This window comes from Yersinia massiliensis (assembly GCF_003048255.1).
Classification (GTDB): Bacteria; Pseudomonadota; Gammaproteobacteria; order Enterobacterales; family Enterobacteriaceae; genus Yersinia; species Yersinia massiliensis_A.
Genome location: NZ_CP028487.1, coordinates 1,013,463 through 1,040,216, shown reverse-complemented (window position 1 = coordinate 1,040,216; position 26,754 = coordinate 1,013,463). Strand labels below are relative to the sequence as shown.

Sequence of the window (26,754 nt, the reverse complement as noted above, 5' to 3'; positions counted from 1 at the left end):
ACAATCTTGAGAGCGCTCGTTCTGATTCGATGGCTTTGTTTTGAGTCAAAAGTTAATGTCGTTCATGAATGGAATTTGAGGGGCTTTCGCCCCTCAGCTTAATGTCTTCAGCTCATTTAACCGATCGACTAATCCGCTGCGACGCTGTGTGGGTGTTCGTATCGCATGACTCAAAACCGCATCGTTACAATACAGGGTCAACCGCTGGCGAGCGCGGGTTATCGCGGTATAAACCAGTTCACGAGTCAGCACTGGCATAATAGTGTTAGGCAATACTAATGCCGTGTGTTCGAATTCTGAGCCTTGGGATTTATGAACCGTCATCGCATAAGCGGTTTCATGGTTGGGGAGGCGGCTAGGTTGTACCGACTTAATGTTGCCATCGGGTAGCTGGAAGTGTACGCGTAACTCGCCTTCTGAATCATATAACGCGATGCCGATATCACCATTGAACAGGCCAAGCGCACTGTCGTTAAGCCCAATCATCACTGGCCGGCCAACATACCAACGCCCATTGGGTCCTGATGCTCGCTCAATTAGCCTCTTACGATGTAACAACTGCTCAATTCGTTCATTTAATCCGCTAACACCAAATGGGCCACTTCGTAGAGCACACAGCAGTTGATAACGACCAAAAGCCGCTAACACATCAACAGCCCGAGCTCCTGATGTCGCCAATTGAAGATAATGCTGATATCCCGTCACACAGTCTTCTAGCAATATCTGATAATCATCTGAATCGGCCAAAGGGAAGCTCTCAATATCTGAGTAAGAGCCGCTTAAAACGGATAATGCATGTTGATACTTACCCGTATTAACCGCTAGAGCGAGCTGCCCAATGCCCGATTTTTCATCGAAACGGTAGCTTTTACGTAGCAGACATAAACTATCGCGAACATTAATACTATCTTTAGAGACATCTCCGATAGGGATGATTCCCGTTAACGTACACCCCGTTAAACGGGCTAATTCTTCAGCTCGCGACTCGCTGTAACCCCACTCGGCAAAACGGCAAATATCACCCAATACAGCACCCGCCTCAACCGAAGCCAACTGATCACGATCCCCCAGAAAAATAACCTGTGCTTTTGCGGGCAGAGCGGCAATTAACCGCGCCATCATGGGTAAATCCACCATGGATGCCTCATCAACCACCAGCACATCAAGGTTTAGCGGGTTACCACGGTGATAACGCAAACGCTGGCTGTTAGGCTGCGCACCCAACAAACGATGCAACGTCGATGCTTGATCCGGAAATAACTGACGTTCAGCCTCGGTTAATGAGAGTTGCCCAATGGCATGGCCCAGTGACTCTGTTAATCGCGCAGCGGCTTTGCCCGTTGGTGCAGCGAGTTGGATGCGCAGACGTTGCCCCTCACTCAGTTGTATCAGCGCAGTCAACAATTTAGCTACCGTCGTTGTTTTCCCTGTACCTGGACCACCCGAAATGACGGAAATACGACGGGTAGCCGCAACCGCGGCCGCCACTTTCTGCCAGTCAACATCAGTATCAGCCAAACCAAACAGGCGGTCTAACGTCGTTCTTAAGAGTGTTTCGTTTATCTCTCTAGACTCATGAATCCTTACCAGCGTACTGTCGCTAGCAATGAACCGAACAACATCACCTTCGTATTGCCACATACGTTGCAGATATAAACGGCCATTTTGCAAAACCAAGGGGGTTGGCTGTGACCCATCACTGACAGCGAGTGAGCTTTTGAGCACTTGTGTCCAACGTGCTTCATCAGGCGCACCGGCGGCTTGCCACAGCTCTTGTGATAATGCAGGCTGCCGACCACCCAATAATTGCTCGGGTTGTAAATAGCTTAAGGGTAAGCAAACATGGCCAGCCCCCGCTTCAGCACTGAGAATGGCCGCAGCCAATTGCAGCATAGGGTTATCCCCACCGGCAATCAGGCGTGAGAATTGGACATCCAACGGGCGCAGTAAGTGGTCACGAACAGCCTGATCCAGTAACGCCATCATATTGATATATCCTCATCGGCATTAGCTGAATCATGGTTGATATCGCGACCACTGAATAAGCCGTCCATTCCCTCAATAAGTGCTCGTTCGGGGCGGCAGCTAAAAATACCGTTACCCGGATATTGCTTATCGACACCCCGTAAGAAGAGATAAATGACACCACCAAAGTCGCGTTCATAGTCATAATCTGCCAGTCTGTGCCGTAAATAGCGGTGTAGCGCCAACGTATAAAGCTGGTATTGCAGATCATAGCGGTGCTCGGCCATCGCCTGAGCCATTGCCTCTTGGGTATAGGCGCTACCGTCTTCACCTAACCAATTAGATTTGTAATCCAATAGATAATACTTACCCTGCCAGTAGAAGACCAAGTCAATAAACCCTTTAAGCATCCCTCTAACCTGCTGAAAATCCAGTACGGGGCACTGACGAGAAAGTGGATCATAGCGTTTGATTAAAGTATCTAACTCATGGGCCTGTAACAGTGCGTCGATTGGCAAGTAAAATTGTAATTCTGCTTGCTTGTTCTCAGGTGCTAACCCCGCCAGTGTGACGCCAGTATCATTGAGAGGGACTTGCACGATGTCATTTAGCCATTGATAAAGCATGGATGACCATTGCTCACCAAAACCCTGTAGCTGTAATTGCTCAGCTAGCCAGACTGACTCAATGGGCTGACTAAAATCCATAGGCTCGAGTAAGTCATGCAGAAAAGTACCCGGCGCAGCACCGCGTGGGAAAGCGTGGGGAGTTAAATCTGCTGATGCTATTAATGCATGCTCACCAGCAGCATCAGTATCCAATCGAGGCAATAGCTCTTGTAATGGTGCATTCAGGAGTGGTGATGTACCACCTTTACTTGAGCCATGCTGCTGTAGGCCGGAATAGCTAGTAACCCGCCAGTTATCCTGTACGTGTCGGGTAAATTGGCGCGCAGCGAGTGTAGGTAAAGCTTCCTGTTGTGGTTGCCAAGCGGTATCACTAACACCCTGTGCGAGTGAAACTGAGATGTCCCCCCCGGCTAAAGCAGCTAACTCGGCTAATTTGTCGGCCAGATAGTGTGCATCCCCAGCCTGCCCTTGCTGAACTAAGTAACCTAACGCACTGTGGTGAATATCACTTTCACCCTGTTTTTTCCGCCCACCTTTGATAAGCGGTGCAATCCCGACGCTGCAATGATAAACGGCACGTGTCAGTGCCACGTAGAGCAACCTTAAATCCTCTGCTAATCGCTCTTCTTCAGCCAGAGCCTGACTTTCTTCGTCAGCATTCAGATCAAGCAGTGCTTCAAAACTATGTCGGTCGTGATACAACACGTCCTGCTGCTGGCGAAAATTACCGACAAAAGGTAGCCAAACGAGTGGGTACTCCAGTCCTTTCGATTTATGAATGGTAATAACCTGCACCAAATGGCGATCACTTTCCAAACGTAGCTGCTGGTTGTCTGACTGGTGATTCGGTTGCGCTATTTGTTGTGCGAGCCAGCGGATTAGTGCGTGCTCACTATCAAGTTTTGACGCGGCCTCTTGCAACAATTCCCCTAGATGCAGTACATCCGTTAAACGACGCTCTCCACCGGGTGTCGCGAGCAAGTTTTCAGCTAAGTGCCGACGAGCCATCATCTCCCGCAGCATCGGTAAAACACCACGGCGCTGCCAATGTTGGCGATAATTATCGAACTCTTCTACCAATGCATCCCAATCGCGCTCATTGTGATTCAATGCATCCAGTATTTTTGCATCCAATCCCAGCAATCCTGTTGCCATAGCACTGCGCAATGTGCGCTCATGCTCCGGGTTCAGAACCGCCTGCAACAACCACAACAAATCTTTAGCTTCAGGGGTATCAAACACACTATCACGGTTGGATAAATAGACCGATGGGATAGCCAGCGCACTAAGCGCATCTCGAACTAATGCAGCCTCAGCACGGCTGCGCACTAAAATAGTGATATCTGATGCCTGAACCGGTTTTGGGCCACTGGCTGTCACTAATAGCGCTAATCCATTTTGCCCTGCGGTTAGCCAATCTCGAATTTGTGCCGCACACTGTCGTGCCATCAATTGTTGGTATTCACTAACCCCAACGCCCTCTCCTGGCTGCAACCAAAAAGAGATAGCCGGTTGTTTTTTCCCTTTAATTTCAAAAGATAAACAGCTATTTCTTTCTGCTGCTGCCACCTGTATAAAAGGAATTTGTTCAAATAGGAAAGGCACGTCAACCAAGCTAAACAGTCGATTAACTGATTGCACCATAGGGAACGATGAGCGCCAGTTTGTCTCTAGCGTGTAGTGGGCACTTACTTCAGAACGGGCACGAATATAGGTAAAGATATCTGCGCCACGGAACGCATAAATAGCCTGCTTAGGATCACCAATCAGCAATAGTCCGCATTCTTTTCGCCCTCCATACAGGGTATGAAAAATGCGATATTGTTGCGGGTCGGTATCTTGAAATTCATCAATCATTGCAACGGGATAACGGGTACGAATAGATTGAGCTAATAACTCACTGCCTGGTTGTTGCAGTGCGGTATCGAGTTTGCTAAGCAGGTCATCAAATCCCAACTCCGCCCGTTGTCGCTTTTCTTGCTGGACAGATGTGCGGATTTCACTGATAGCTCTGGCTAAAATCAGATCCCTAAGCGTCAGAGGTTGCTCGAAGATTCTCTCTATGGCACTGAATACTGGATGTTGCGGCACATCACCCTTTTTGGTTTTATCAAATAAGACCGACTGGCGAAATTTCTCCAGTTCTTTGGGTAACTGATAATCACCGGTTTCTTGCTCTGCCCACATACCGACTTTTTCTAGCCAGTTGGGCAGATATCGTGTGCTATAGCTACGCTTATCGACCCCTGAACCGCTAATTAAAGCCTCTAGCTCAGAGGCTGCTGCTCGCCATTGCGCTTTGACTGCATCAATTTGCACGACGATTTGTTGGTGCCGACTCAGTATCGTTTCATCATCACTGGGGGCTTGTCGAAACTTTGGCGTTTCCCCCTGTAAGTAAGCAGAAAGATCATTAAGTAATGCCTCTGGCCCACTCCACTCTTGGCTGACCGCACGTGCGACCGCCAAGGGCAGCGGATAACAGTGTCTGCGCCAAAAGTCGGCGCAAGCTTGTCTGCGTAATGGCAATTCATCCTGTATCAGTGTTTGCTCAAACAAGATGCCGGATTCAAAGGCGTTATTTGCCAGCATTCTTTGGCAAAAGCCGTGGATAGTATAAATGGCAGCTTCATCCATCTGGCGTTCAGCCGCCAACAGCTGCGCGGCAGCTTCACTCAAATCAATGATTTCAGATAATAAAGCGTTATGCATCGGGTTATCACTGACTCCCCGCACGCAAGCGATACGCAACTCATGAATATTGTCGCGAATTCGCCCCCTTAACTCTTCCGTTGCGGCTTCGGTAAAGGTCACCACAAGGATTTCCTCTACCATCAAGGGGCGGCTAAAAGCCGCTTCCCCACCTAAGCCGAGTAATAACCTCAGATAAAGCACCCCGATGGTAAATGTCTTACCAGTACCGGCAGAAGCTTCAATGAGCCGCTCACCATACAGAGGTAGCGTTAGCGGCTCCAGCCGCCGGGGAGCCATTGATGTCATGGTGCCAAGACCTTCTGTGGCAAGGTCGCCTGTAAAGCTGAAGTCGTTGGGAACGTAGTCCACCCGTTCAGTACTGCATACCCGCCCGCTGTTTGCCCTTGTCCCTTCACCTGAGAAAGTAACGCCAGACCTTGCGGTTTGGTGACGGCTTGCTGGAAGAAATCAGCCAACGCGGCATTGTTTAGCAATTTCACTTGAGCAATCATTTTTTCACGGCTATCAAAAGCAAAATTATTGCGGTTGAAATCATTACTGTAACGGCCAGCTTCTTCATCTAGCGTTTGCGGACGTTGCAGCAACTGGTTGATTAGCCCTTGCTTATATTGTTCAAAATCAACCGGTTTCATCTCACGCAGGCGCTTCTCTGCCTGTGGATAGAAGGCCTGATATCGCTGATAAAGGTAATCAGGTTGTTTACTGTTACTTTGCAATAAGAAACCTAACCCCCACTGACGGCCAACCGACATTGGGAAGGCAAAGACCGCATAACCCAGCTGTTCCTCCGTGCGCAGTTGATCGTAGAACCAGGGTTGAACAATTTGGCCCAGTAATGCGCTGCGCGCCATACCATCAATTTCCGAATAACCGGTAGGCACATACACCGCCGCTAGCGCAGCATCAGAGCTACTACCGACCCGTTCCATATTGGCTAGTTGCGCTTTATCGATCACGACATCTTCGCCCGTCCACCAAGTTGTCCCCGTCAAACTCATTTGCTTTTTCAGCGACTCTGCTAGTGAAGTCACTTGTGGCGCAGTCATATTCCCAACAGCCAATACTTCAATGGCCGATTTTTTGAGCAAACTATTACGGTAGGTCACGATGTCTTGAACACTGATGGTGTTGAGCAGTTCACGCCGCTCGCTACGTTCAGAATAAGGAACATGTGATAGTAATTTGGCTGGCTGAATCGCTAACTCATAGGCTTTGCCTTTTTCGGCAACCTCAAGTTGTTCACGGTACCAAGACTTAGCTTGTGCCAATTGGTCTTCTGTTGGCGTGAAGCTGGAATAACCTTCAACCAAAGAAGTTAATAGCTGTGGCATCCTTTGCGTAAAGCCATTAGCGCTGACATACAACCCATTATTTGGCGATGTTGAGAAGCTGATCCCACCAATAGAAGCTTGGTAACTCAGTTCATCAAGTGAAAGCCCTGCCAGATAATCAGTCAGCGCGAATAGGACCTGATGACGAGCAGAGTCCAAAGCATGCTGATTGCGAAAAGCAACTGAGATATCGGCTTTGGGTTCGTCTGCAAAATATTGGCTCGGCATGTAAAACACCCGTAAGCCTGGTTGTTCAGCAACTTTTTGCGGATGGGTAATATTTTTATCCGCTTTAATTAGCTCAAAGTTGTCCGGAATGTAGGGGTTAAGAGCAGGTAAACTCAGCGAAATATCACTACCTAGCTGCTTCCACTCTTTCATCACTTCAGGGCTGATTTTATTGACCTGATAAGGAGCATCGACAAAATACGCCACTTTGTTATGAGGTTCGTCTGGACTAACGAACCAGATCCTCGCATTTTCTGGCGTCATTTCTGCCAAACGAGCGGCAATGGCTTTAGGATCATAATGATCAGCCAGATAAGGTGCATCAAGGACATGCGCGACAGGGACTCGCAGCATCATATCCACCAGCCACTCGATATAATCCATATCCCGTGTGATTGAGGGATAGCGGAAATCAAGATTTAACACATGGGCGATTTCATCAAAATAGCTCTTTTTAATGCCGTCTTTGTGCAGCATATTGATGTAATCAAAGATGGCAGCCACGACAACATCACGTTTGGCTAAACCTTTATCGGTGAGTGATACCGAAATAGAAAACACGCCGCCATTACGGTCGACCATTGGGTCAGCGCCTGCACTGATGGCATCTGCCAGTCCCTGCTTTTGTAGCCAGTCAGATAATGTGTCTTTACTGCGATTACCTATCAAATAGCTAATATAAGTATCTGTTTTACTACGAAACTCGGCACTATTGTTATCAATGCGGAATTCCACTTTAAGCTGTTTACGTGGTTGGGCCGGAACATAATGAATAATGATGCCGGTTTGGTCAGGCGTGACTGCAGGTACAGTAATTGGCGGCACTTTTGCATCTCGATTTGGGATGCGGCCAAAGGTATCAGCGGCTAGTTTTGCTAATTGTTCCAGAGGCTGGTTGCTATACAGTACGCCCACCATCAAATTGGCTGAGTAGTAACGATGATAGAAGCTCAATAACTCGTCATGTAATTTACCATCAGGCTTATCTTTTAGTGTATCTAGGTTACCGCCCGAGAAACGCGCACTTGGATGCGCAGGATTCATCGTTTCAGCATTCACCTGCGCCATACGCATCCCATCACGGGAACGGGCCATCGTCAGTTCAGCATTTACAGCATTACGTTCACGATCTGCATTTATCGGATCGAGTAAGGGCTCTGCGATAGCATCCGCGAGTCGATCAACGGCAGGGGCCAATGCATCATTTTCAATTTCAAGATAATAGGCGGTTCGATAAGATGCGGTACTCGCATTGTGGCTGCCACCATGTTTCTTCAGGAACTCAGCAAAACTGCCAGGTTCTGGGAAACGTTTAGAGCCCATCAATAGCATGTGTTCCAAATAATGAGCCAGACCTAATTGGTTATTAGGATCTTCCAATGATCCTACCGGCAACGCGAGCGCTGCCAAGGATTTAGGGGCTTGTGCATCAGAAACGAGTAATACGGTCATACCATTTGGCAACTTTATTGCCTGATATTCGCGTTGGTCATGTTCACTTTTGTGAATAGCTTCTGCTAGAGGCTGCCATGCAGGCTCTGCCGCCCAACTTAATGGTGCTAGCAAACCCAGTAAGAAAAATATGCCAATGATGCGGGCAAACTGTTTATGCATTCCGTTTCTCCCTTAACCCTTTTTAATTGCCGCTAAAACACGTATCTAGCTTTCTGATATTCAACATGAACAACTATCTGGCTTAGTTTCGAGCCGTTTTCATGCCTTATTATGGCGGGCAATCGGTAATAAATAACGCTCCGCTTCATGTATTATCATGTCGAGGTGTTGGTTATCCATTGTGCGAATCACTCTTTGCACGTAATAATCGTCAGCTTCACCGCTAACTCGCTGATCACCTTGCCAAACCTGCAAAAGTTTCATCCGTGCTTTCGTCTGTGTTTCGTCATCCCACAGAATTTGGCCAGACTCACGTTCAAAGCACTGACTTAACCATGCCCAACCACTTTTACTTAGCAGAAGTAAAGGTTCACACATCCCTTGCTGATACCCCATGATAAGTTGTTGTAGATACTGTCGAGCCTCATCAGAACTCAAGGTATCATAGCGCCACGCCGTTCCTTTACGTCCATACATTCGGCTATCACCCTCACCGCCTGCGGCGCAATACACCAAATGTTCAATCCACAATAAAAGCCCATCAACTGCCGTCAATGCCGCGGGACGCCAACGGATTAAACCATCCTCTTGTACCTGATGAATCCAGCCTGTGAGGACAGTTTCACCAAATTCAATATTAAGCTCAATACTGTAATTATCTCGCCGTTCAGCGCGTATTTGTTCAGCCAGTGGCACCATTTCTTCTTGCTGACTTTCCCAATATAGCTCACCGAAAGATCCATAGGGCAGGCTGCCAGCCGCTCGAGCACGAGTAAAGACAGTATTGATATCACCATCATCAATAAGTGCATTCAGTAGCTGTGTATTGAGCTGATATCGGTTGAGATTATCAAGGGTAAATGGCTCTTCATCCGGTAATTCAGTTTCTTCAATCACAAAGTTCACCCCAAGGCGAAGTTGAAAAAAGGCCCTGACAGGATGGCGGTAGAAACGAATTAATTCATCCAAGGTTATTTCGGGTAACGCTTCAGGAACTAAGGATTGATTAAACTCTGGGTGAGCCAGCCCTTTAGATTCAGCCGAAGGCAGCCATTCGGCAGCGTAACTTTGCTGTTCACTATTTTGGATAAAGTTTTCTGCTGCAAACGGCATACGCGCATGCAAACAGAGTAAGTGCTGAATCACCCGTTTGGCGCTGTCATCGGCACCTAGGTGCTCATCTCCGGGTAAATGATAACTCTGTGAAATGTATTCGATTAACTCACTGACTAACACCGAAGGATAACGCTGACTGTTATCTTGAATTGAACGCCCTATATAACTGATATAAAGCTGTTGCTGAGCAGAAAGTAGTGCTTCTAAGAACAGATATCGGTCATCATCACGGCGGCTACGATCGCCACGGCGAACCTGTTTGGCCATCAAATCAAAACCCAGCGGCGGCAGTGTTCGCGGATAGATACCGTCGTTCATACCCAATAAACAAACCACCTTAAATGGAATGGAGCGCATGGGCATCAAGGTACAGAAGTTGATTGGCCCCGCCAGAAAACGCTGACTGATACGTTCATTATCTAAGCGTGATGCCAGTTCATCCCGCAACAAATTAAGCGGTACCACGTCAGGATATCGAGCTTCAATGCCATAACTGATCACTTTCTGCCATTGCTGCTCTATCAGCACCAAAACAGCTTCGGTATCATTATCAGCTTCAAAAAAGGTATCCAATAAGTTGCGACACAAGGGTAGCCAGTCGCTAAGTGAGCGAGGTTCACTTAACTGTTGTCGCCATTGGCTCAGTTGCATCAAAATATCAGCCAATTGCCCTGCAAGTTCCGCTGCCAAGCCACTTGATTCATCATACGGGAGAACACCTTGCCAATCCCCCGCACTACTGTCCATGGCATAACCCAGCAACATGCGGGTGATACCAAAATGCCAAGTGTGTTGCCCCGTAGCAGGTAAAGAGAGTTCCCGCACATTCTCATCATCTAGCCCCCAACGAATGCCCGATTCCCCAACCCATTGCCGTAAACGACGCAGCCCATCTTCAGTAATGCCGAACTTATTGGCTAGTGCTGGGACTTCCAATAGCGCCAAGACTTGTTCAGAGGTAAACCGACTTTGGGGCAGATCAAGTAAGGTGATAAACGCTTGTAATGCCGGATGAGCCTGACTGGCCTTGCGGTCTGAAATCGCAAAAGGTAGGTAGCGATCCCCAATTGCATTACCAAATGTGGCCTGGATATAGGGGGTATAACTATCAATGTCTGCCACCATCACAATGATGTCACGTGGTGTCAGTTCAGGGTTTGCGGCTAACAAACTCAATAGGCTATCTTGTAAAACCTCGACTTCCCTTTGTGGGCTATGGCAAACATGCAGGCTCAGTGAGCGATCAGCTAGATCTAGGCACCGCTTTTGGTCGCTATGCGCTAGCGTTTCCGGTGTTGTCCCAATAATGGCGTGGTCTTCTAACTCCAACATATCGTGCTGAATACCATGCAAAAGATTGTCTGGATCGATATCGACAAAAGCATGGACCTCTTGGATATCATCCACTTGTGACAATAGATACATATGATCCCGCCCTAACCGCCCCCATGAGGCCAGTAGCGGATTACTGAGATCCTGCTCACCATCTGCATTGAAAAGTTGTTCGGCCTGCTCAGGATGGCGAAACAGGCTTATTTCTGTTGGTTTACCGTCTACTGGTTGGCCTTCCATCGATTCACGATAATGCCGACGTTTGCGGCTTTGCAGCTTAGCCAAGAAGGCATAATCCTGAATATCCCCCCAGAAATAGCGGCAAGGATTTGTAAACATCAAATGGATATCAATGTGCTTACCTAGCGCTTGCAGTGCCTGTAAATAGACGGGAGGTAGTGCCGATATACCGCAAATAAATACCCGTTTTGGCAGCCCTGCGGGACAAACCTTTGAGTCGAGGAGTGTACGAATAAAACGCTGATAGAGATTAGCTCGGTGCCATTCAGGTTGTTCCAGTTGGCGAGTATAACGAGTTAGCTCAACCCATAACTTGGCTTGCCATTGTTGGGCTTCATCCAAATTATCAATAAGCTGACCTCTTTCCCAAGCCTCTAGCCATTCTGGGCGGTAGACTAAATACTGGTCGAAAAGGTCAGCAACACGCGCGGCAAGCTGGTGAATCTTACGTTTGTCGCCATCATCACTGAGATAGCGCTGCATTGACGAAAATGCGGGGTCATCCAGTAAATCCGGTAGCAGCCACATCAGTTTCCATGTCATGGCATCTTTGCTAAAAGCGCTCTCTTTCGGAATATCCGGTAAAACACGGGTAAACATGTCCCAGATAAAGGTGGCAGGCAGCGGAAACTCAATATTGGCTGCAATGCTAAACTGTTGCGCCAGTTGCATTTGCAACCATTGTGCCATCCCAGGGCTTTGAACTAACACAACCTCTTGCTGGAAAGGATTATCTAACGGTTCTCGTTCTATCAGCGCTGTCGTTAGCGCTTTGAGTAAATCCAGTTGATTAGAATGATAAACCGTGAACATGATGGCTCCCTTAAGACACAATGGATAATACTCATAAATGATTAAACAAATTGATAATCATTTATGAATAAATCCTGAGGTTTAATACTCTAGCTTGATAACGAGTGAGTGCAATAGGTTATCGTTATTATCACGTTTAGCCCCCGCAATTATCGGGATTCAGCCATCACTCATTGAGCAAAACCAACGGCTTAGATCTACTCGCTGATGATATTGTCCCACAAGAGTAAAATTGAGCTCAGTACACTCCCCATCAATTCTACCGATAGACTGCCGATATATCCCGTTTGATATCATTCCTGTGATAAGTGACTCATCAAACATTCCGAGCTCAATACGGTCTATATGCTGATGAAGTGAAGACCAAGCCTGACGCTGTTGCCATAAAGAAGAAAATCCCTGCAAGAGTGATTGATGGTATTGCAACAACCCGAGCAGCGATACAGAGAAAAATAGTGCCGCAATTAAGGCTTCTGGCAAGCTAAATCCTAGTTGCGCTTGGGAAATACCTGACTTTTGGGTGAGTTGTCGTTGGTGGTGATATTTCAATGAATACAATATTGTGCATCCTTATCCGGGCAAAAATCCAACCAACCATGAGCATCTTTAACTAATTGATAGCTTAGGTTATTTTTATCATCGCTCTTCAATTTGACACGTTGATACAAGATCAAGGGAGCGGCAGTCCCACGGAACTGGCTCTCGCCTCTAAGTATATAAAACCCTGTCAGCGAGGCTGGTTTGATGCAAGCCTTTAAGCCAATTAGCTGTTTTTCCTGACAATACCATGTTGCATTAGTATGCCTTGGTAAAGTGAATAGCCAACGCTGACTCCTCCCCCAATTCAATGACGACGTTGCCTGATTAAATGCCAGCAGGTAACGCTTATCCACAGCGGTAATTTGCTGAATATTGTCTAATTGGCGGTGCAAAGCGGATAACAGCAATAAGCCAAGTGCAAAAAGTACGGCAATAGCGGTTAAAGTACTGGTTCCCCGCTGATCGTTCTGCTTCATAAATTATTGCCACGTATCGTATAAATAAGCTGATGACGGATGGCTGAATGACCTGTTTTTTGCCCCGCTAATTGCACGGTATATATTTGAGCAGAAGCGTGTTCAGGTAATCTACGTACAGAAAAGTGCGTGATGGTGACCTCTTTTGGGTCTAATAGATTTTCCCAACTACTGCCAGCGCAATTGCGTTCGCCTCGCTGGGCCTCTAATCCCTTATTACGTAAGCGGTAACCAAAATATTCGGATTCTGTATGCTCCTCCCCCTCCCATCGGCCATTGCGATTAAGGTCATACGCAACGATTAGACAAGAATCGGGTATCTCACCTGAATAATGATGTGTGGTAATCGCGTTCCCCTGACACTCACCTTGGCAAAAACCGGCGCGCCGTAAATCTTTTTCAAGCACCGCCATAGCCTGACTTAGTATCAATTCCAGATGATAACGCTGTTGCAGCAATGTGATGTTGTGACGCAATTTTGGAAACACTTGAGTCGCGGCAAGCATAATCATGCTGCCAATACTTAATGCCAACATCATTTCGGGCAGTGTAAAACCTGCCATGTATTTTGGCTCACTCTGCACCAAAGTGAGTTCTACAGATTTTCTGATTACTTTTGGCATCGAGAGATACCTGATATTGACTCACCTTCACTACACAACCTCATTCTGCCTCTACTGGAAATAATTAATCGAATGCGTCCTGCGGGGTTACTGAGCATGATGTTTCCTGCTTGCGCTGTATTTCTTATACCGTAGAAACCAATATTTTTATGCAGTGAAAAAGTGATAGCAACATCAGGATGTGGTGGGATAAATGTATCGCCAGCCAACGCTGAGCATGCAGTATTGGGTCGACTTCCCCAACCTAAGCACCCCTGCCCAGTGTGTTGTATCCACAATAATGCCGTGCCATTACTACGATTAGTTTGCGCTTGTAAAAGCGTTAAGTAGGCCAGTAGCTGACGTGCGCTATCAGCGAGCCTTTCTCTCTGCCGGTAATGGTGCCAACTTTGTGCGCTCCATGTCGCCATCACGCCGACCAAGGCAATAACCACCAACAGCTCAATGAGGCTGATACCTTTTTGTCTTATTAAGTGAATATCCTTGGGTAGTTCTATTTCTTTCAATGCCATGGAGGTTTTCATGCCGCGAGTTTACGTCACGAAAATGTGAGGTCTATTGGCTTATTGTCGAGTCTGGAAACGTTACGCAAAATTCTTTTTGGGACAACATCAGTGTCAAGAATGGTGCGGCACAGCTCGCATTTTTATGGCTGGGGGATGCACTTAGCCAGGAAGGGAATTCGGTGGATATACCGGAGCCATTGCGGCTCCGGTTCAAGGATTAAATCGCTATTGGGGCTTTAATTCCCGGATGCGGATCGTATCCTTCAATTTCAAAATCATCGAAGTGATAATCAAACAAAGAGTCAGGCTTACGTTTGATGATCAGTTTCGGCAGCGCCCGTGGCTCGCGGCTCAATTGCAGATGTGTTTGCTCGATGTGATTGCTGTACAAGTGAGTATCACCACCTGTCCAGACAAAATCCCCCACTTCCAAATCACATTGTTGCGCCATCATGTGTATCAGTAACGCATAACTGGCAATGTTGAATGGCAAGCCGAGGAACACGTCACAAGAACGTTGGTATAGCTGGCAAGAAAGCTTGCCATTTGCCACGTAGAACTGGAAGAATGCATGGCAAGGCGCCAATGCCATTTGGTCCAGCTCACCCACATTCCAGGCAGACACAATGATACGACGTGAATTAGGGTCCTGCTTAAGCTGTTTCACCACATTACTGAGTTGGTCAATCTGACGACCATCAGCTGCACCCCATGCACGCCATTGCTTGCCATACACAGGGCCAAGGTCGCCATTCTCATCCGCCCACTCATCCCAAATCGAGACGTTATTTTCCTTCAGATAGGCAATATTGGTATCGCCATTGAGGAACCATAACAGCTCATGGATGATCGAGCGCAAATGGCAGCGCTTGGTTGTGACTAGAGGGAAACCGTCTTGTAAATTGAAACGCATCTGATGCCCAAAAATCGACACAGTTCCTGTTCCGGTACGGTCATCTTTAGGGGTGCCTTCTTCCAGCACTTTTTTCATCAAATCCAGATACTGTTTCATGTTACCTCACGAAAGTTGTTGCGCAGGACGGCGATACGCCCAAATCATCATAATGATACCGGCCAGAATCATAGGCACAGACAGGATCTGCCCCATGCTGATCACGCCGTCGAACAAACCAAGCTGAGCATCTGGCTGGCGGAAGCATTCTACGATAATGCGGAACACACCATAACCAATCAGGAACAGGCCAGAAACACTGCCCATCGGGCGTGGTTTGCGGATAAACAGATTCAGGATGATAAACAGCACCACCCCTTCAAGGATCATTTCATATAACTGCGAGGGATGGCGTGGCAATACACCGTACTGATTGAATATCGCCTGCCACTTCGCCGGATCTGCGGCAACAATCGCGATATCTTCACCACGAGAGGTCGGAAATAACATGGCCCAAGGAGTATCCGTCGTGACACGCCCCCATAATTCACCATTGATAAAGTTGCCAAGACGGCCAGCACCCAAGCCGAAGGGAATCAAAGGCGCCATAAAGTCGGCAACTTGGAAGAAATGGCGCTTGGTGCGGCGGGCAAACCACAACATCACACAGATAACACCAATCAAGCCGCCATGGAATGACATTCCGCCATCCCAAACTTTAAACAGGTAAAGAGGGTTATCGAGGAACAGTGGCAAGTTATAGAACAGAACGTAGCCAACACGGCCACCGACAAACACACCGAGGAATCCAGCATAAAGGAGATTTTCGACTTCTTCTTTTGTCCAACCACTGCCTGGCTTATTGGCCCGACGAACGGCCAACCACATGGCGAAGACAAAACCCACCAAGTACATCAGGCCATACCAATGAAGGGAAACCGGGCCAACGGAGAAAATGACCGGATCAAATTTCGGAAACGCCAGATAGCTATTGCTCATCTATCACCACGGAATGTCTATTGTTTTTAGGGAGACACGTATTGTTTTTGTGGAAACACGTGTTGTTACCTAGTGAGGACTGCAGGTTGCGCATAATAGCATAGGCCAAGCTGACTCAGGGGCGCACCTGAAGGAAAAGTTGTGTAAACAGCCATATCCTGAAAGGAAGTCACCGCTTAAGCCCCATGTAATGCCGATCGTTAAACGCAGCGATATCGTTAAACGCAGTGATAAAGTATTTCCTTCCACAGATTGAAGCTCATTGTTCCCAATGTGCTTCAAGTGATGAGAATTACTTACCGCCGCGAATCAACCCTCCCAATCCTCTACGCTCCATAAACGCAGCCGTTAAGTGGCGTACATCCGTCGTCATCTGGGCTGCGAGTACCCGCTCTGCCAGCGCTTGCGCATCGACTAAATCGATATTTCGCAGTAGGTATTTTATGCGCGCCACGCTGCGGCCATTCATACTAAGATTGCGATAGCCTAGCCCCACCAACAATAACGCGCCCATAGGATCACCCGCCATTTCACCACATAAGCTGACCTGTAAACCTGATTGTGTCGCTTGCGTCAAAATGTGGCTAAGCACTTGTAGCACCGAAGGGTGCAAGCTGTCATAAAGCGAGGCAACACGGGTATTATTGCGATCTACCGCCAGTAAATATTGTGTTAAATCGTTGGTGCCAACCGAAATAAAATCGACCCGCGATTTTAGGTAAGGCAGCATAAAAATCATCGAGGGGACTTCAATCATCACACCCAATTTCGGCTGTGGTAATTCGTAGCCAAGCTCTTCTTGAACTTCACGCCCAGCACGGTCAATCAACCGTTTGGCTTCATCAACCTCTTCCAGACTGGTGATCATCGGCAACAAAATACCCAGATTACCCGTACCAGCATTAGCACGAAGCATTGCTCTGACTTGGATCAGGAAGATCTCTGGCTGATCGAGAGTGATGCGGATACCGCGCCAGCCTAAACAAGGGTTCTCTTCACTGATGGGCATGTAAGGCAGTTGCTTATCAGCACCGATATCCAAGGTGCGCAATGTGACTGATTTATTAGGATAAAGCTGCAACATACCTTGGTACTGCGCAACTTGTTCCTCTTCCGATGGGAAACCACTTTGCAACATGAACGGAATTTCTGTGCGATACAGGCCCACGCCATCAACCCGCCCGCCGAGCAATTTTTCATGTTCAGGGCTAAGACCTGCGTTCAGCATGACCTGGATCCGCTCGCCACTTTTCAGCGCAGCAGGCCGTTCGACATCATCCTCAGCCAGTTTGCTAAGTTCAATCTCTTCGGTCACTAACCGCTGGTACTCTTTAATCAGCACAGGTTCAGGGTCAACCAGCACTTCACCGCGGTAGCCATCAACGATCAATAACCGCTGATTCAACAATGCGGGCTGGATATCGGCCCCCATCACGGTCGGAATACCCATCGCGCGCACGAGAATGGCAGCATGAGAGTTAGCGGCACCGTCACGGACGACAACACCGGCCAAGCGATCTTGCGGCACTTCCGCTAACAATGTTGCGGTCAGTTCATCGGCCACCAAAACAAACCGCTCAGGCCATTGGCTGGCGCCGGAAGTGCTGTCATCGAGGTGAAATAGTAAGCGCAAACCTAATGCCCGAAGATCACTGGCTCGCTCGCGCATATAGGTATCTTGCAAGCTGGCAAATTGCGCTGCAAATTGTTCAACCACCTGTTTAACAGCCCATTCGGCCACGGAGCCCGCATCAATTTGTGCGAAAAGCTCACGCTTTAGGCGGGCGTCATTTAACAAGTGGGAATAGAGATCGAAAATTGCCGCGCTCTCTTTTTGTGAGCTGGCAGAAAAACGCTTACTGAAACGGCGAAACTCAGCCGCAGCTTCTTCCAGCGCTTGAGTCAGACGTTCGCGTTCCTGAACGGTATCGAGGGTTGAGGCTTCATAAACCAGATCAAGTGAAGGCTGGGAGGTATCCTGCCACCCTTCAGCAACCGCCACACCCGGTGCGGCAGCCAACGCACGAATTCGCGTTTGCCGATATTGGCCGAAAATGGCATTAAGCTGAGATTGAGAAAGAATACCGGCAAGCTGTGTTGCCAGCGTGACCATGAACGATTCTTCGCTCTCATCAAACTGGCGATGTTCACGTTGCTGAACCACCAGCACGCCCAGCAACTGGCGGCGGTAGATAATAGGCACCCCAAGAAACGCGCGGAAGCGATCCTCTTTGACTTGCGGAACATATTTAAAGCTGGGGTGACTCTGAGCATCTGCCAAGTTAATCGGCTCAGCCAAACGCCCTACTAGCCCGACGATACCTTCGTCAAAAGCCAGTGTGATGATGCGACCACGAGGCTTTTTCAAGCCCCGAGTCGCCATCAGGTAGTAACAACGGCGGTCATTATCTGCCAGATAAATCGAGCAGACTTCCGTGTCCATTGCAAGACAGGTTTCATTGACCAACAGCTCTAACGCATCCGTTAGGCTGGTTGCCATCGCCACTTTCTCAACTATTTCTCGCAAACGCATCAGCATGATCGGCTTAACTTAACCTCTTTTACGGCGATAAGCAGGTGGTACCCGTGGCGGAGCAACCTCCTGCACAGGCATGACGGTTGGGGCAAACTCTTTCATGACGCGACGATAAACATCACGTTTAAAAGACACCACCTGACGCACCGGATACCAATAACTGACCCACCGCCAGCCATCAAACTCCGGGGTACTGCTGCGTTGCATGTTGATATCGGCTTCATTACACATTAACTGTAGCAGAAACCACCGCTGCTTTTGGCCGATGCACACCGGCTTTGTATCCCAACGCACCAAACGTTTGGGTAATTTATAACGTAACCAGTTACGGGTTGAAGCCAGAATTCGAACATCCTTCTTGTTAAGGCCGACCTCTTCAAAAAGTTCGCGATACATAGCCTGCTCTGGTGTTTCACCGGGATTGATCCCCCCTTGCGGAAACTGCCAAGAGTGCTGACCGTATCGTCTGGCCCACAACACTTCGCCTTGCCGATTACAAATTACGATACCCACGTTAGGGCGGTAGCCATCATCATCGATCACCGGACTACCTCGATAAACTTAAAACGTAAAGATGCTCTGATTGTTTCACACTAGTAACAGCCGGTAAACCACTGCTTATCAGACAGTAAAACCTGATAACTCTGGGATAACTCACAGATATTAGCAAAGTTATAAACACCCTGAAGGGTCACCACCGTATTTTATTCACTTTTTCTGTGGATATAGGTGTGCAGAACTCTAGGGAAAAGCGGGTACAACTCATTTTCAGCTAATATTACGCTAATAACATCCAAATAAATAAATTATTAATTTCAACAAAATAACAGGTTTCCCACAGGTATCTAAGGTATCGAAATGTGATCTATATCCGTTTTGGATCGGTCACTGGCTAAAGATCCATCAATGCAGTTTTTATCCACAGATAATGCGTCAAAGTTATGCAAAAAAGGATAAAACTCGCAAAAAAGGCGATCGTCAAGGCTGTAAATTGAACCAGTGATCGCGATTTAATGAGGTTATCCAATAAATCTGTGGATAAATAGGTGTAAGATCCTGTTCATTATTACGATTAGCAGGTGCACAAGATAGCCTGAATAAAAGTATTTCATGCATAAGCGGAAAGAAAAACCTCGTTAAATCATGCTATTATTAACGCCTACCCTATAGGGCAATGATGCAAATACTATCACTTTTAATTCAGTTTGTTTTTTAACCGATCTTAACAGGTTGCTACCCATGTCTGTTTATTCACTGCCGCCCCCTCCTCCTACAGATGAACATCAACTTTTCCAACGCGCTGAAACCTTGTCCGGTTTTACGCTCGGAGAGCTGGCAACACGTGCTCAATGGGATATCCCAGCAGACTTGAAACGTGTAAAAGGCTGGGTTGGCATGTTGCTGGAGTACTATCTAGGGGCCAGCGCGGGCAGTAAGCCTGAACAGGATTTTGCAGATATTGGGATTGAGCTAAAAACCATCCCCATTAGTGCTCAGGGTAAGCCCTTGGAAACCACTTTTGTGTGTGTCGCACCACTGACGGGCAATAGCGGAATCACTTGGGAAAATAGCCACGTGCGGCATAAATTGGCCCGCGTTCTCTGGGTGCCAGTCGAAGGAGAACGGCAAATTCCGTTAGCACAACGCAGAGTCGGTGCGCCATTGTTGTGGAGCCCTAATGTCGAAGAGGAAGAATTACTGCGCCGCGACTGGGAAGAATTAATGGACCTTATCGTTTTAGGTAAAGTCGAAACGATCACTGCGCGCCATGGCGAAGTTTTGCAGTTACGTCCCAAGGCCGCCAATAGCCGTGCATTAACAGAAGCAATAGGTGAACAGGGGCAGCCCATCATGACATTACCCCGAGGCTTTTATCTGAAAAAGACCTTTACCGGCCCCATGCTGGCACGCCACTTTTTACTGTAAAACATCATAGAAATTGATATCACTTACTACCAAATCACTATGGTAATTACGTAGGATATATTCCGCTCCATAAATAAAAGCGTATAATTGTATTTTTGTGTTTCCGTAAGGTGTAAAGGCGCAATGTTTGAGTGGATTGCCGATCCAAATGCCTGGTTGGCGCTGGGCACGTTAACTATCCTTGAGATTGTTCTCGGGATAGACAATATTATCTTCCTTTCTTTGGTGGTCGCAAAATTACCTAAAGCGCAGCAAAACAAAGCCCGTCGTATCGGCTTGGCAGGGGCAATGTTAATGCGTTTGGCATTACTGGCTTCGATTGCTTGGGTCATTCGCCTGACGGAGCCACTGTTTAGCATCGCTGGACATGGCGTTTCCATGCGGGACTTGATTCTGCTATTGGGGGGATTATTCCTGATCTGGAAGGCCAGCAAAGAAATCCATGAAACCATTGAAGGCAGTGATACTGAACATTCCAGTAACGTTAGCTCATTCTTTGGTGCCATCGTGCAAATCATGCTACTGGATATCATCTTTAGCTTGGACTCCGTCATCACGGCAGTTGGGCTGTCTGACCATCTGTTTATTATGATGGCTGCGGTGGTGATTTCTGTGGGCGTGATGATGTTTGCCGCTAGGCCGATTGGTGAATTTGTTAACCGCCACCCATCCGTCAAGATGCTGGCGCTGTCTTTCCTGATTTTGGTTGGCTTCACGCTGATGCTGGAAAGTTTCCAAATTCACATTCCAAAAGGCTACATTTACTTCGCCATGTTCTTCTCAATGGGCGTTGAAACCCTCAATCTCATGCGAGGGAAGAAAAGTAAGCCAGTGGATAAAAAAGCATAATCCTCTTCGGGTGCGTTTCTACGCGCCCGTTTCCCACTTTTTTCTACACTTTCGCCTGACATGCTTTCCCCTGCACTCACGCTTCGTTATAGTCGAATAAGGCGGGTTTGACTAATACCCCAAATTATTGGCGGACAGCAACGCCAAGGACATCGGGTATGGCCTGATAATTTCAGACATTAAGGAAGGTCGGCAATGCAATATCATCGTATCCCCCACACTTCACTCGAAGTCAGCCTGCTGGGCTTGGGCACCATGACTTTTGGTGAACAAAACAGTGAAGCCGATGCCCATGCTCAACTGGATTATGCCGTTGCAGCCGGTATTAACTTAATCGACACCGCAGAAATGTATCCGGTTCCTCCGAAGCCAGAAACCCAAGGGTTAACTGAGCAATACATCGGTAACTGGATAAAAGCGCGCGGCAGTCGCGATAAAATCATTTTAGCCAGCAAAGTTTCTGGGCCATCGCGGGGAAGTGATCAACCGATCCGCCCGAATATGGCACTGGACCGCAAAAATATCCGCATTGCGTTGGAAGATAGCCTCCGGCGGCTCAACACTGATTATCTCGATATTTATCAATTACATTGGCCGCAGCGGGAGACGAACTGTTTCGGCAAGCTAAATTATCGCTATAGCGAACATACTGCCGTAGTGACTTTACTTGAGACGCTAGAAGCGCTGAATGAGCAAGTGCGAGCCGGTAAAATCCGTTATATCGGTGTCTCAAATGAAACACCATGGGGCGTCATGCGCTATTTGCAGTTGGCGGAGAAACATGATTTACCCCGTATCGTGTCGATTCAAAACCCTTATAGCCTGCTTAATCGCAGCTTTGAGGTGGGATTAGCAGAAATCAGCCAGCATGAAGGGGTTGAGCTACTCGCTTATTCTAGCCTTGCTTTCGGCACCTTGAGCGGCAAATACCTGAATGGGGCCAAACCCGCAGGGGCGCGTAATACGCTATACAGCCGTTTCACTCGTTATACCAGTAAGCAAGCTCAGTTAGCAGTGGCTGAATATGTGGCGCTAGCGAAACATCACGGCCTCGATCCGGCGCAGATGGCGCTGGCCTTCGTTCGCCAGCAACCTTTCGTCGCCAGTACATTGTTGGGTGCGACGACGCTTGAACAGCTAAAGAGCAATATTGATAGCCAAGATGTCGTCTTAGGCCAAGAAGTATTAGATGCATTGGAAGAGATCCACACTCGTTTCACTTTCCCTGCGCCTTAATTTAACCGCGTTCCAATCGCAAAAAGGCCGCAAATTGCGGCCTTTAGTTTTATTGTCGGGCTGACTTTAAGTGTCAGATAAACCAATCCGCAGGAACACCGAATCGCTCCGAAAGTGCTTTGATATGTTGGACGGTTAAAGCGCGACGACCGTTAAGAATATTGCTCACATTAGATTTAGAACCTAACTGAGGCTCTAAATCCGCAGCTTTAAGCCCATACTGATCAATAATGGTGCGCAAAACGGCAATACCCGTTGGGATATTAGCTAACTGCTGATTAAGACTGTCAAATTCAGGCGCACTGTTCTCATATTCGGCAATTTTTGCTGCAAGCAGATCAAAAAGCGGGTTATCCAAGTCACCTCGATCAATCAGAATCTCAATTAACTCAAGTGCCTGGTGATATTCAATCTCGTTTTTTGCGCCGGTCATCAGGGGAATAGTTTTGACTGCATTAGCAAACGTCGTGATCATGTATTCGGCACTTGCTGCATCAAGATGATGTTTATTGTAGTGAGATGCCATGGTCATTCTCTATGCTCCCTGTAATACGTTATCAACTTGTCATATTCGGCATGCGTAACGATTTTTTCAACCTGAAAACAAATAAAAATGCCGCACTAGGCGGCACTGATATTAATGACTAGCACATTACTCCACCGTTTTACGGCGCAGTTGCCGCCACTGCCAACCCCAAAGCAATGCGATGGCTAACGCGAATATCACACCGAAGCCTACACCGACAGCAACCACTGGGACACCCAGTTTCACCACGACGGAGAACAGCCCTAGCATCACAAGCATGGCGGTGTTTTCACCGAGATTCTGCACAGCAATCGCATTACCGGCTCCAACACTCTGTTTGCCGCGCTCTTGTAGCAACGCATTAAGAGGCACGACAAAGAATCCGCCTAAAATCCCGATGATGATCAACAGTAAATAAGCCATTGGCATGCTGTGTTGCAGAGCAAAAATGGCCACAACCACACCGATCAACACGCCCGCAGGCAAGCAGCGTTTCACCGTTTTAAGCGTGACAAAACGCGCAGCTGCGCCGGCCCCCACCACAATCCCTATCGCCACCATCGCATTGAGCAGAGTGGGCGTGGTGTTATCGGTAATGCCTAATGCAATCGGCACCCAGAGCACGAGCAGGAAACGTAACGTGACCCCTGCCCCCCAGAAGAGGCTGGTTCCAGCTAGAGAGAAACGGGTTTCGCCATCGCGCCATAAAAGCCGGCACGCGCTAAAGAAGCTGCTAGTCATGGCACGAGGTCGCCATGAGCTACCTGCACGGGCAGCCGCTAAGCGAGGGATAAATAGATTGGCAATGACGGCAATGGCATACACCAGCGCACAAGCACCTAAAGCTGCACCTAAATGCCAATCAGCCAGTATTCCACCCGCGACCGAACCGAGTAAGATGGCAGCGATCGTTGAAGCTTCCATCATGCCATTGGCTTTGACCAGTTGCTCACCCGAAGTGAGCTCGCCTAAGATGCCATACTTAGCAGGTGAATAAGCCGCAGCCCCCACGCCCACTAGGCTATAGCCCAAAAATGGATTAAATCCGAAGCAAATCACCAGCGCGCCCGCCAACTTCAAGCCGTTCGCGACCATCATCACCCGTCCTTTTGCGAAGCTATCGGCAAACTGCCCAACAAAAGGAGCCAGAATGATGTACGTCGCCACAAAAGCCATCTGCAAAATAGGCTGGCTCCAGTCGGGATATAACTGCTGTTTGATCAGTGCCAAGGTGGCGAAAAGTAATGCATTATCACCAAACGCTGAGAAAAACTGTGCGCCGAGAACCGCAATCATCCCTCTGGATAACAAAGGCTTATCATCTAGCACTTGCTGACTCATAGACTCATCTCCGGATCTTCTGCCATTTTGCTGAGTGTCACAAAGTCAGGTTTGCCGCTACCGAGCAACGGCAGTGCTTTCACCACTCGGATATCACGTGGAACAGCCAACTCCGGCACACCACTTTCTCGCGCCGTTTTAATCAATTGCTCACGCGTGATTTCGCTGTCGGTGGTAAACAAGACCAAGGCTTCGCCTTTGGCGCTGTCGGTTTTCGCAGCGGCGGCGTGTTGACCGTCTGGCGAGATTTTTATCGCCAGTTGCTCGACGCTCTCTAGTGAAACCATTTCACCCGCCAATTTAGCAAAGCGCTTCATTCGGCCGCGAATAGCGCAGAACCCTTGCTCATCGATGGTGACAATATCGCCCGTGTCATACCAGCCCATCTCGCGTTCGCCCTGTGCATTTTCAGCAGAGGGTTGTTCCAGCACGCCAGGGTTTTCTACTCGCAGGTAGCCACGCATAATGTTCGGCCCGCGTAACTGCAAGCGGCCGCCTTGCTCTATGCCCGGCACTTTAATCAAGCGTGATTCCATTCCCGGCAGAATACGGCCTACCGTATTCACTTTTGCCGCCATCGGCACGTTGATAGCCACAACCGGCGCACATTCAGTAACACCATAGCCTTCCAGAATACGGATACCGAACTTATCCTGCCAAATCTGTTTGGTGCTGTCGGCTAACTTTTCAGCCCCAGCCACCACATAGCGCAAACGAGCAAAATCATAAGGATGGGCGAAGCGGGCATAATTCCCAAGGAAGGTAGAGGTGCCAAACAGTACGGTACAGTTACGGTCATAAACCAGTTCAGGTACGACGCGATAATGCAGCGGGCTTGGGTAAAGAAATACGCGGCTACCGGTCATCAACGGAGTGAATAAGCCAACCGTCAAACCAAACGCATGGAACAGTGGCAGTGACGACATAAAGCGGTCGCGTGGCGTAAAGTCAGCAATGGTGCGGATTTGCTCAACGTTCGCCAATAAACTGGCGTGTGAATGAACCACACCTTTAGGGTGACCTTCTGAACCGGAGGTAAATAAAATCAGCGCCTTGTCGTCTGCTTGCTGTGGCAGCATCGCACGGCGTGGGCAGCACAAGTGGAATAGAATCCAGAGTTTATCTGCGAGTGTCACCGTATCTTTTAAGTCTTCCAGATAAACCCAATTTGCCTCAGTCACTTGTTCAGGCAGATGAGTGAGTTTGCCTTTTTCCAGAAATTGACGCGATGTCACGATGGTTTTTAATGAGGCTGCGGTAATCGCACTCTTTAGCCCTTTGGCACCCGAAGTGTAATTCAGCAAGGCGGGTATGCGACCACTCAGTGATGCACCGAAAATCGCCGCAGCTGTGATAGTCGCATTTGGCAGCAGCATGCCCACATGTTCACCCGCGGTGGTAAAACGTTGCAAGATACGGCTGACACCGAGCGTTTTTTTCAGCAATGTATGGTAGCTATCTTCTTTGAAGGAAATATCTTCGATGCAGGGCTTAAAACGCCCATAACGAGTTTGCGCCGCTAGTAACGCTTCAAATAACGTTTCCCGTGGCACGATAGCCATACGCGCATTCATCATGATGGCATGTAACTGCTCACCCGCGAGTATTCGCCTTTCACGGGCACGCGCCGCTTGCGGCATCGGTAGGCGGGTAGCCGGTAAAACATAAATGCTTATTTTCGGGAACCAACGAACTTTAAAGACGTCTGCCAATCGGCCAAAGCGGCTAAATTCAGGGCCTTCCAACCGGATAGGAACCACCATTGCACCCGATTTTGCAGCAACAAAGGCGGCGCCATCGTAGATTTTCATCAACGAGCCGGTCACTGTGATACGCCCTTCGGGGAATATCACTACCGGACGTCCCTGTTCAACCATTCGAACCAAGTGTTTGATTGCCATGGGGTTGGTGGGATCTAGTGCGACAAAATCCACATAGGGCTTCAGCCAACGCATAAACCAACTTTCCGTCACACTGGTATAAACCGCAAAAACGGGTTTTATCGGCAGAAATAGCGCGAGCAACATACCATCAAGAAAGGAGACATGATTTGGGGTAATCAGCAGTTTTGGGTGTGTGAATTGGTCGGTGATGCCTTCGACAGTCACGCGAAATAGTCGGCGCAGGAGTGCGCGCAGAAAACGAGAAACCATGTCTATCTCTCTATAACCTAATGAATATGATTAAGAGAGAATACTCTATTTGAGGCGAGGTGATCTTTAAGGACTCGCTGAAAAGAGAGGTAGGAATGGACAAATAAAAAAAAACCTACGCATCTGCGTAGGTCGGTGCAAATAAAAAACTGGCTTTTAACACACAGC

At 48.1% G+C, this 26,754-nt stretch carries 18 protein-coding genes; 3 read left to right on the top strand and 15 right to left on the bottom strand.

Annotated elements, in window-relative coordinates:
• Positions 1 to 93 precede the first annotated feature (93 nt).
• The 12 genes from recD to rppH form a co-directional block, all read right to left on the bottom strand.
• A complete protein-coding gene (gene recD / locus DA391_RS04710) occupies positions 94 to 1,986 on the bottom strand; it encodes an exodeoxyribonuclease V subunit alpha (RefSeq protein ID WP_050082278.1) in 1,893 nt (630 codons plus the stop codon).
• Complete coding sequence (recB, locus tag DA391_RS04705) at positions 1,983 to 5,594, bottom strand: exodeoxyribonuclease V subunit beta (protein WP_108087416.1); 3,612 nt, start codon at positions 5,592 to 5,594, stop codon at positions 1,983 to 1,985. The genes recD and recB overlap by 4 nt, the downstream gene beginning before the upstream one ends.
• On the bottom strand, positions 5,591 to 8,482 hold the full coding sequence (gene ptrA, locus DA391_RS04700; RefSeq protein ID WP_108087415.1) for a pitrilysin: 2,892 nt from the start codon (positions 8,480 to 8,482) through the stop codon (positions 5,591 to 5,593). The genes recB and ptrA overlap by 4 nt, the downstream gene beginning before the upstream one ends.
• Positions 8,483 to 8,581: 99 nt before the next feature.
• On the bottom strand, positions 8,582 to 11,983 hold the full coding sequence (gene recC, locus DA391_RS04695; protein ID WP_108087414.1) for an exodeoxyribonuclease V subunit gamma: 3,402 nt from the start codon (positions 11,981 to 11,983) through the stop codon (positions 8,582 to 8,584).
• Positions 11,984 to 12,142: 159 nt separating this feature from the next.
• Complete coding sequence (locus DA391_RS04690) at positions 12,143 to 12,532, bottom strand: prepilin-type N-terminal cleavage/methylation domain-containing protein (protein WP_050286494.1); 390 nt, start codon at positions 12,530 to 12,532, stop codon at positions 12,143 to 12,145.
• Complete coding sequence (locus tag DA391_RS04685) at positions 12,529 to 12,999, bottom strand: YgdB family protein (RefSeq protein WP_050082273.1); 471 nt, start codon at positions 12,997 to 12,999, stop codon at positions 12,529 to 12,531. The genes DA391_RS04690 and DA391_RS04685 overlap by 4 nt, the downstream gene beginning before the upstream one ends.
• On the bottom strand, positions 12,996 to 13,622 hold the full coding sequence (locus DA391_RS04680) for a prepilin peptidase-dependent protein (protein WP_050082271.1): 627 nt from the start codon (positions 13,620 to 13,622) through the stop codon (positions 12,996 to 12,998). Before DA391_RS04680 ends, DA391_RS04685 begins: the two co-directional genes overlap by 4 nt.
• Positions 13,610 to 14,146, bottom strand: coding sequence for a prepilin peptidase-dependent protein (locus tag DA391_RS04675; RefSeq protein WP_108087413.1), 537 nt, complete (start codon positions 14,144 to 14,146; stop codon positions 13,610 to 13,612). Before DA391_RS04675 ends, DA391_RS04680 begins: the two co-directional genes overlap by 13 nt.
• A 199-nt stretch (positions 14,147 to 14,345) precedes the next feature.
• Complete coding sequence (thyA, locus tag DA391_RS04670) at positions 14,346 to 15,140, bottom strand: thymidylate synthase (protein WP_050082267.1); 795 nt, start codon at positions 15,138 to 15,140, stop codon at positions 14,346 to 14,348.
• A gap of 6 nt (positions 15,141 to 15,146) precedes the next feature.
• Complete coding sequence (gene lgt, locus DA391_RS04665) at positions 15,147 to 16,019, bottom strand: prolipoprotein diacylglyceryl transferase (RefSeq protein ID WP_019211573.1); 873 nt, start codon at positions 16,017 to 16,019, stop codon at positions 15,147 to 15,149.
• Between the two features lie 292 nt (positions 16,020 to 16,311).
• Complete coding sequence (gene ptsP / locus DA391_RS04660; RefSeq protein ID WP_049606068.1) at positions 16,312 to 18,558, bottom strand: phosphoenolpyruvate--protein phosphotransferase; 2,247 nt, start codon at positions 18,556 to 18,558, stop codon at positions 16,312 to 16,314.
• Between the two features lie 12 nt (positions 18,559 to 18,570).
• Positions 18,571 to 19,098, bottom strand: a complete 528-nt coding sequence (gene rppH, locus DA391_RS04655; RefSeq protein WP_019211575.1) for an RNA pyrophosphohydrolase — start codon at positions 19,096 to 19,098, stop codon at positions 18,571 to 18,573.
• A 696-nt stretch (positions 19,099 to 19,794) separates the two neighbouring features.
• Here rppH and mutH point away from each other — a divergent pair.
• The 3 genes from mutH (at position 19,795) to DA391_RS04635 (ending at position 22,566) form a co-directional block, all read left to right on the top strand.
• Positions 19,795 to 20,481, top strand: a complete 687-nt coding sequence (mutH, locus tag DA391_RS04645; RefSeq protein WP_050082263.1) for a DNA mismatch repair endonuclease MutH — start codon at positions 19,795 to 19,797, stop codon at positions 20,479 to 20,481.
• Between the two features lie 123 nt (positions 20,482 to 20,604).
• Positions 20,605 to 21,330 carry a TerC family protein gene (locus DA391_RS04640; protein ID WP_019211577.1) on the top strand — a complete coding sequence of 242 codons (726 nt, stop codon included), beginning with the start codon at positions 20,605 to 20,607 and terminating at the stop codon, positions 21,328 to 21,330.
• A gap of 195 nt (positions 21,331 to 21,525) precedes the next feature.
• Complete coding sequence (locus DA391_RS04635) at positions 21,526 to 22,566, top strand: NADP(H)-dependent aldo-keto reductase (protein WP_050082261.1); 1,041 nt, start codon at positions 21,526 to 21,528, stop codon at positions 22,564 to 22,566.
• Between the two features lie 73 nt (positions 22,567 to 22,639).
• On the opposite strand, the gene DA391_RS04630 is transcribed toward DA391_RS04635, so the two are convergent.
• From DA391_RS04630 to aas, 3 genes are all read right to left on the bottom strand, one after another.
• The gene (locus tag DA391_RS04630; RefSeq protein ID WP_108087412.1) at positions 22,640 to 23,098 is read right to left on the bottom strand and encodes a helix-turn-helix domain-containing protein; all 459 of its coding nucleotides are present in this window, start codon (positions 23,096 to 23,098) and stop codon (positions 22,640 to 22,642) included.
• 120 nt (positions 23,099 to 23,218) lie between these two features.
• Positions 23,219 to 24,433 carry a lysophospholipid transporter LplT gene (gene lplT / locus DA391_RS04625; RefSeq protein WP_050082258.1) on the bottom strand — a complete coding sequence of 405 codons (1,215 nt, stop codon included), beginning with the start codon at positions 24,431 to 24,433 and terminating at the stop codon, positions 23,219 to 23,221.
• Entirely contained in the window at positions 24,430 to 26,586 is a 2,157-nt protein-coding gene (gene aas / locus DA391_RS04620) for a bifunctional acyl-ACP--phospholipid O-acyltransferase/long-chain-fatty-acid--ACP ligase (protein ID WP_050082256.1), read from the bottom strand. The genes lplT and aas overlap by 4 nt, the downstream gene beginning before the upstream one ends.
• Positions 26,587 to 26,754 lie beyond the last annotated feature (168 nt).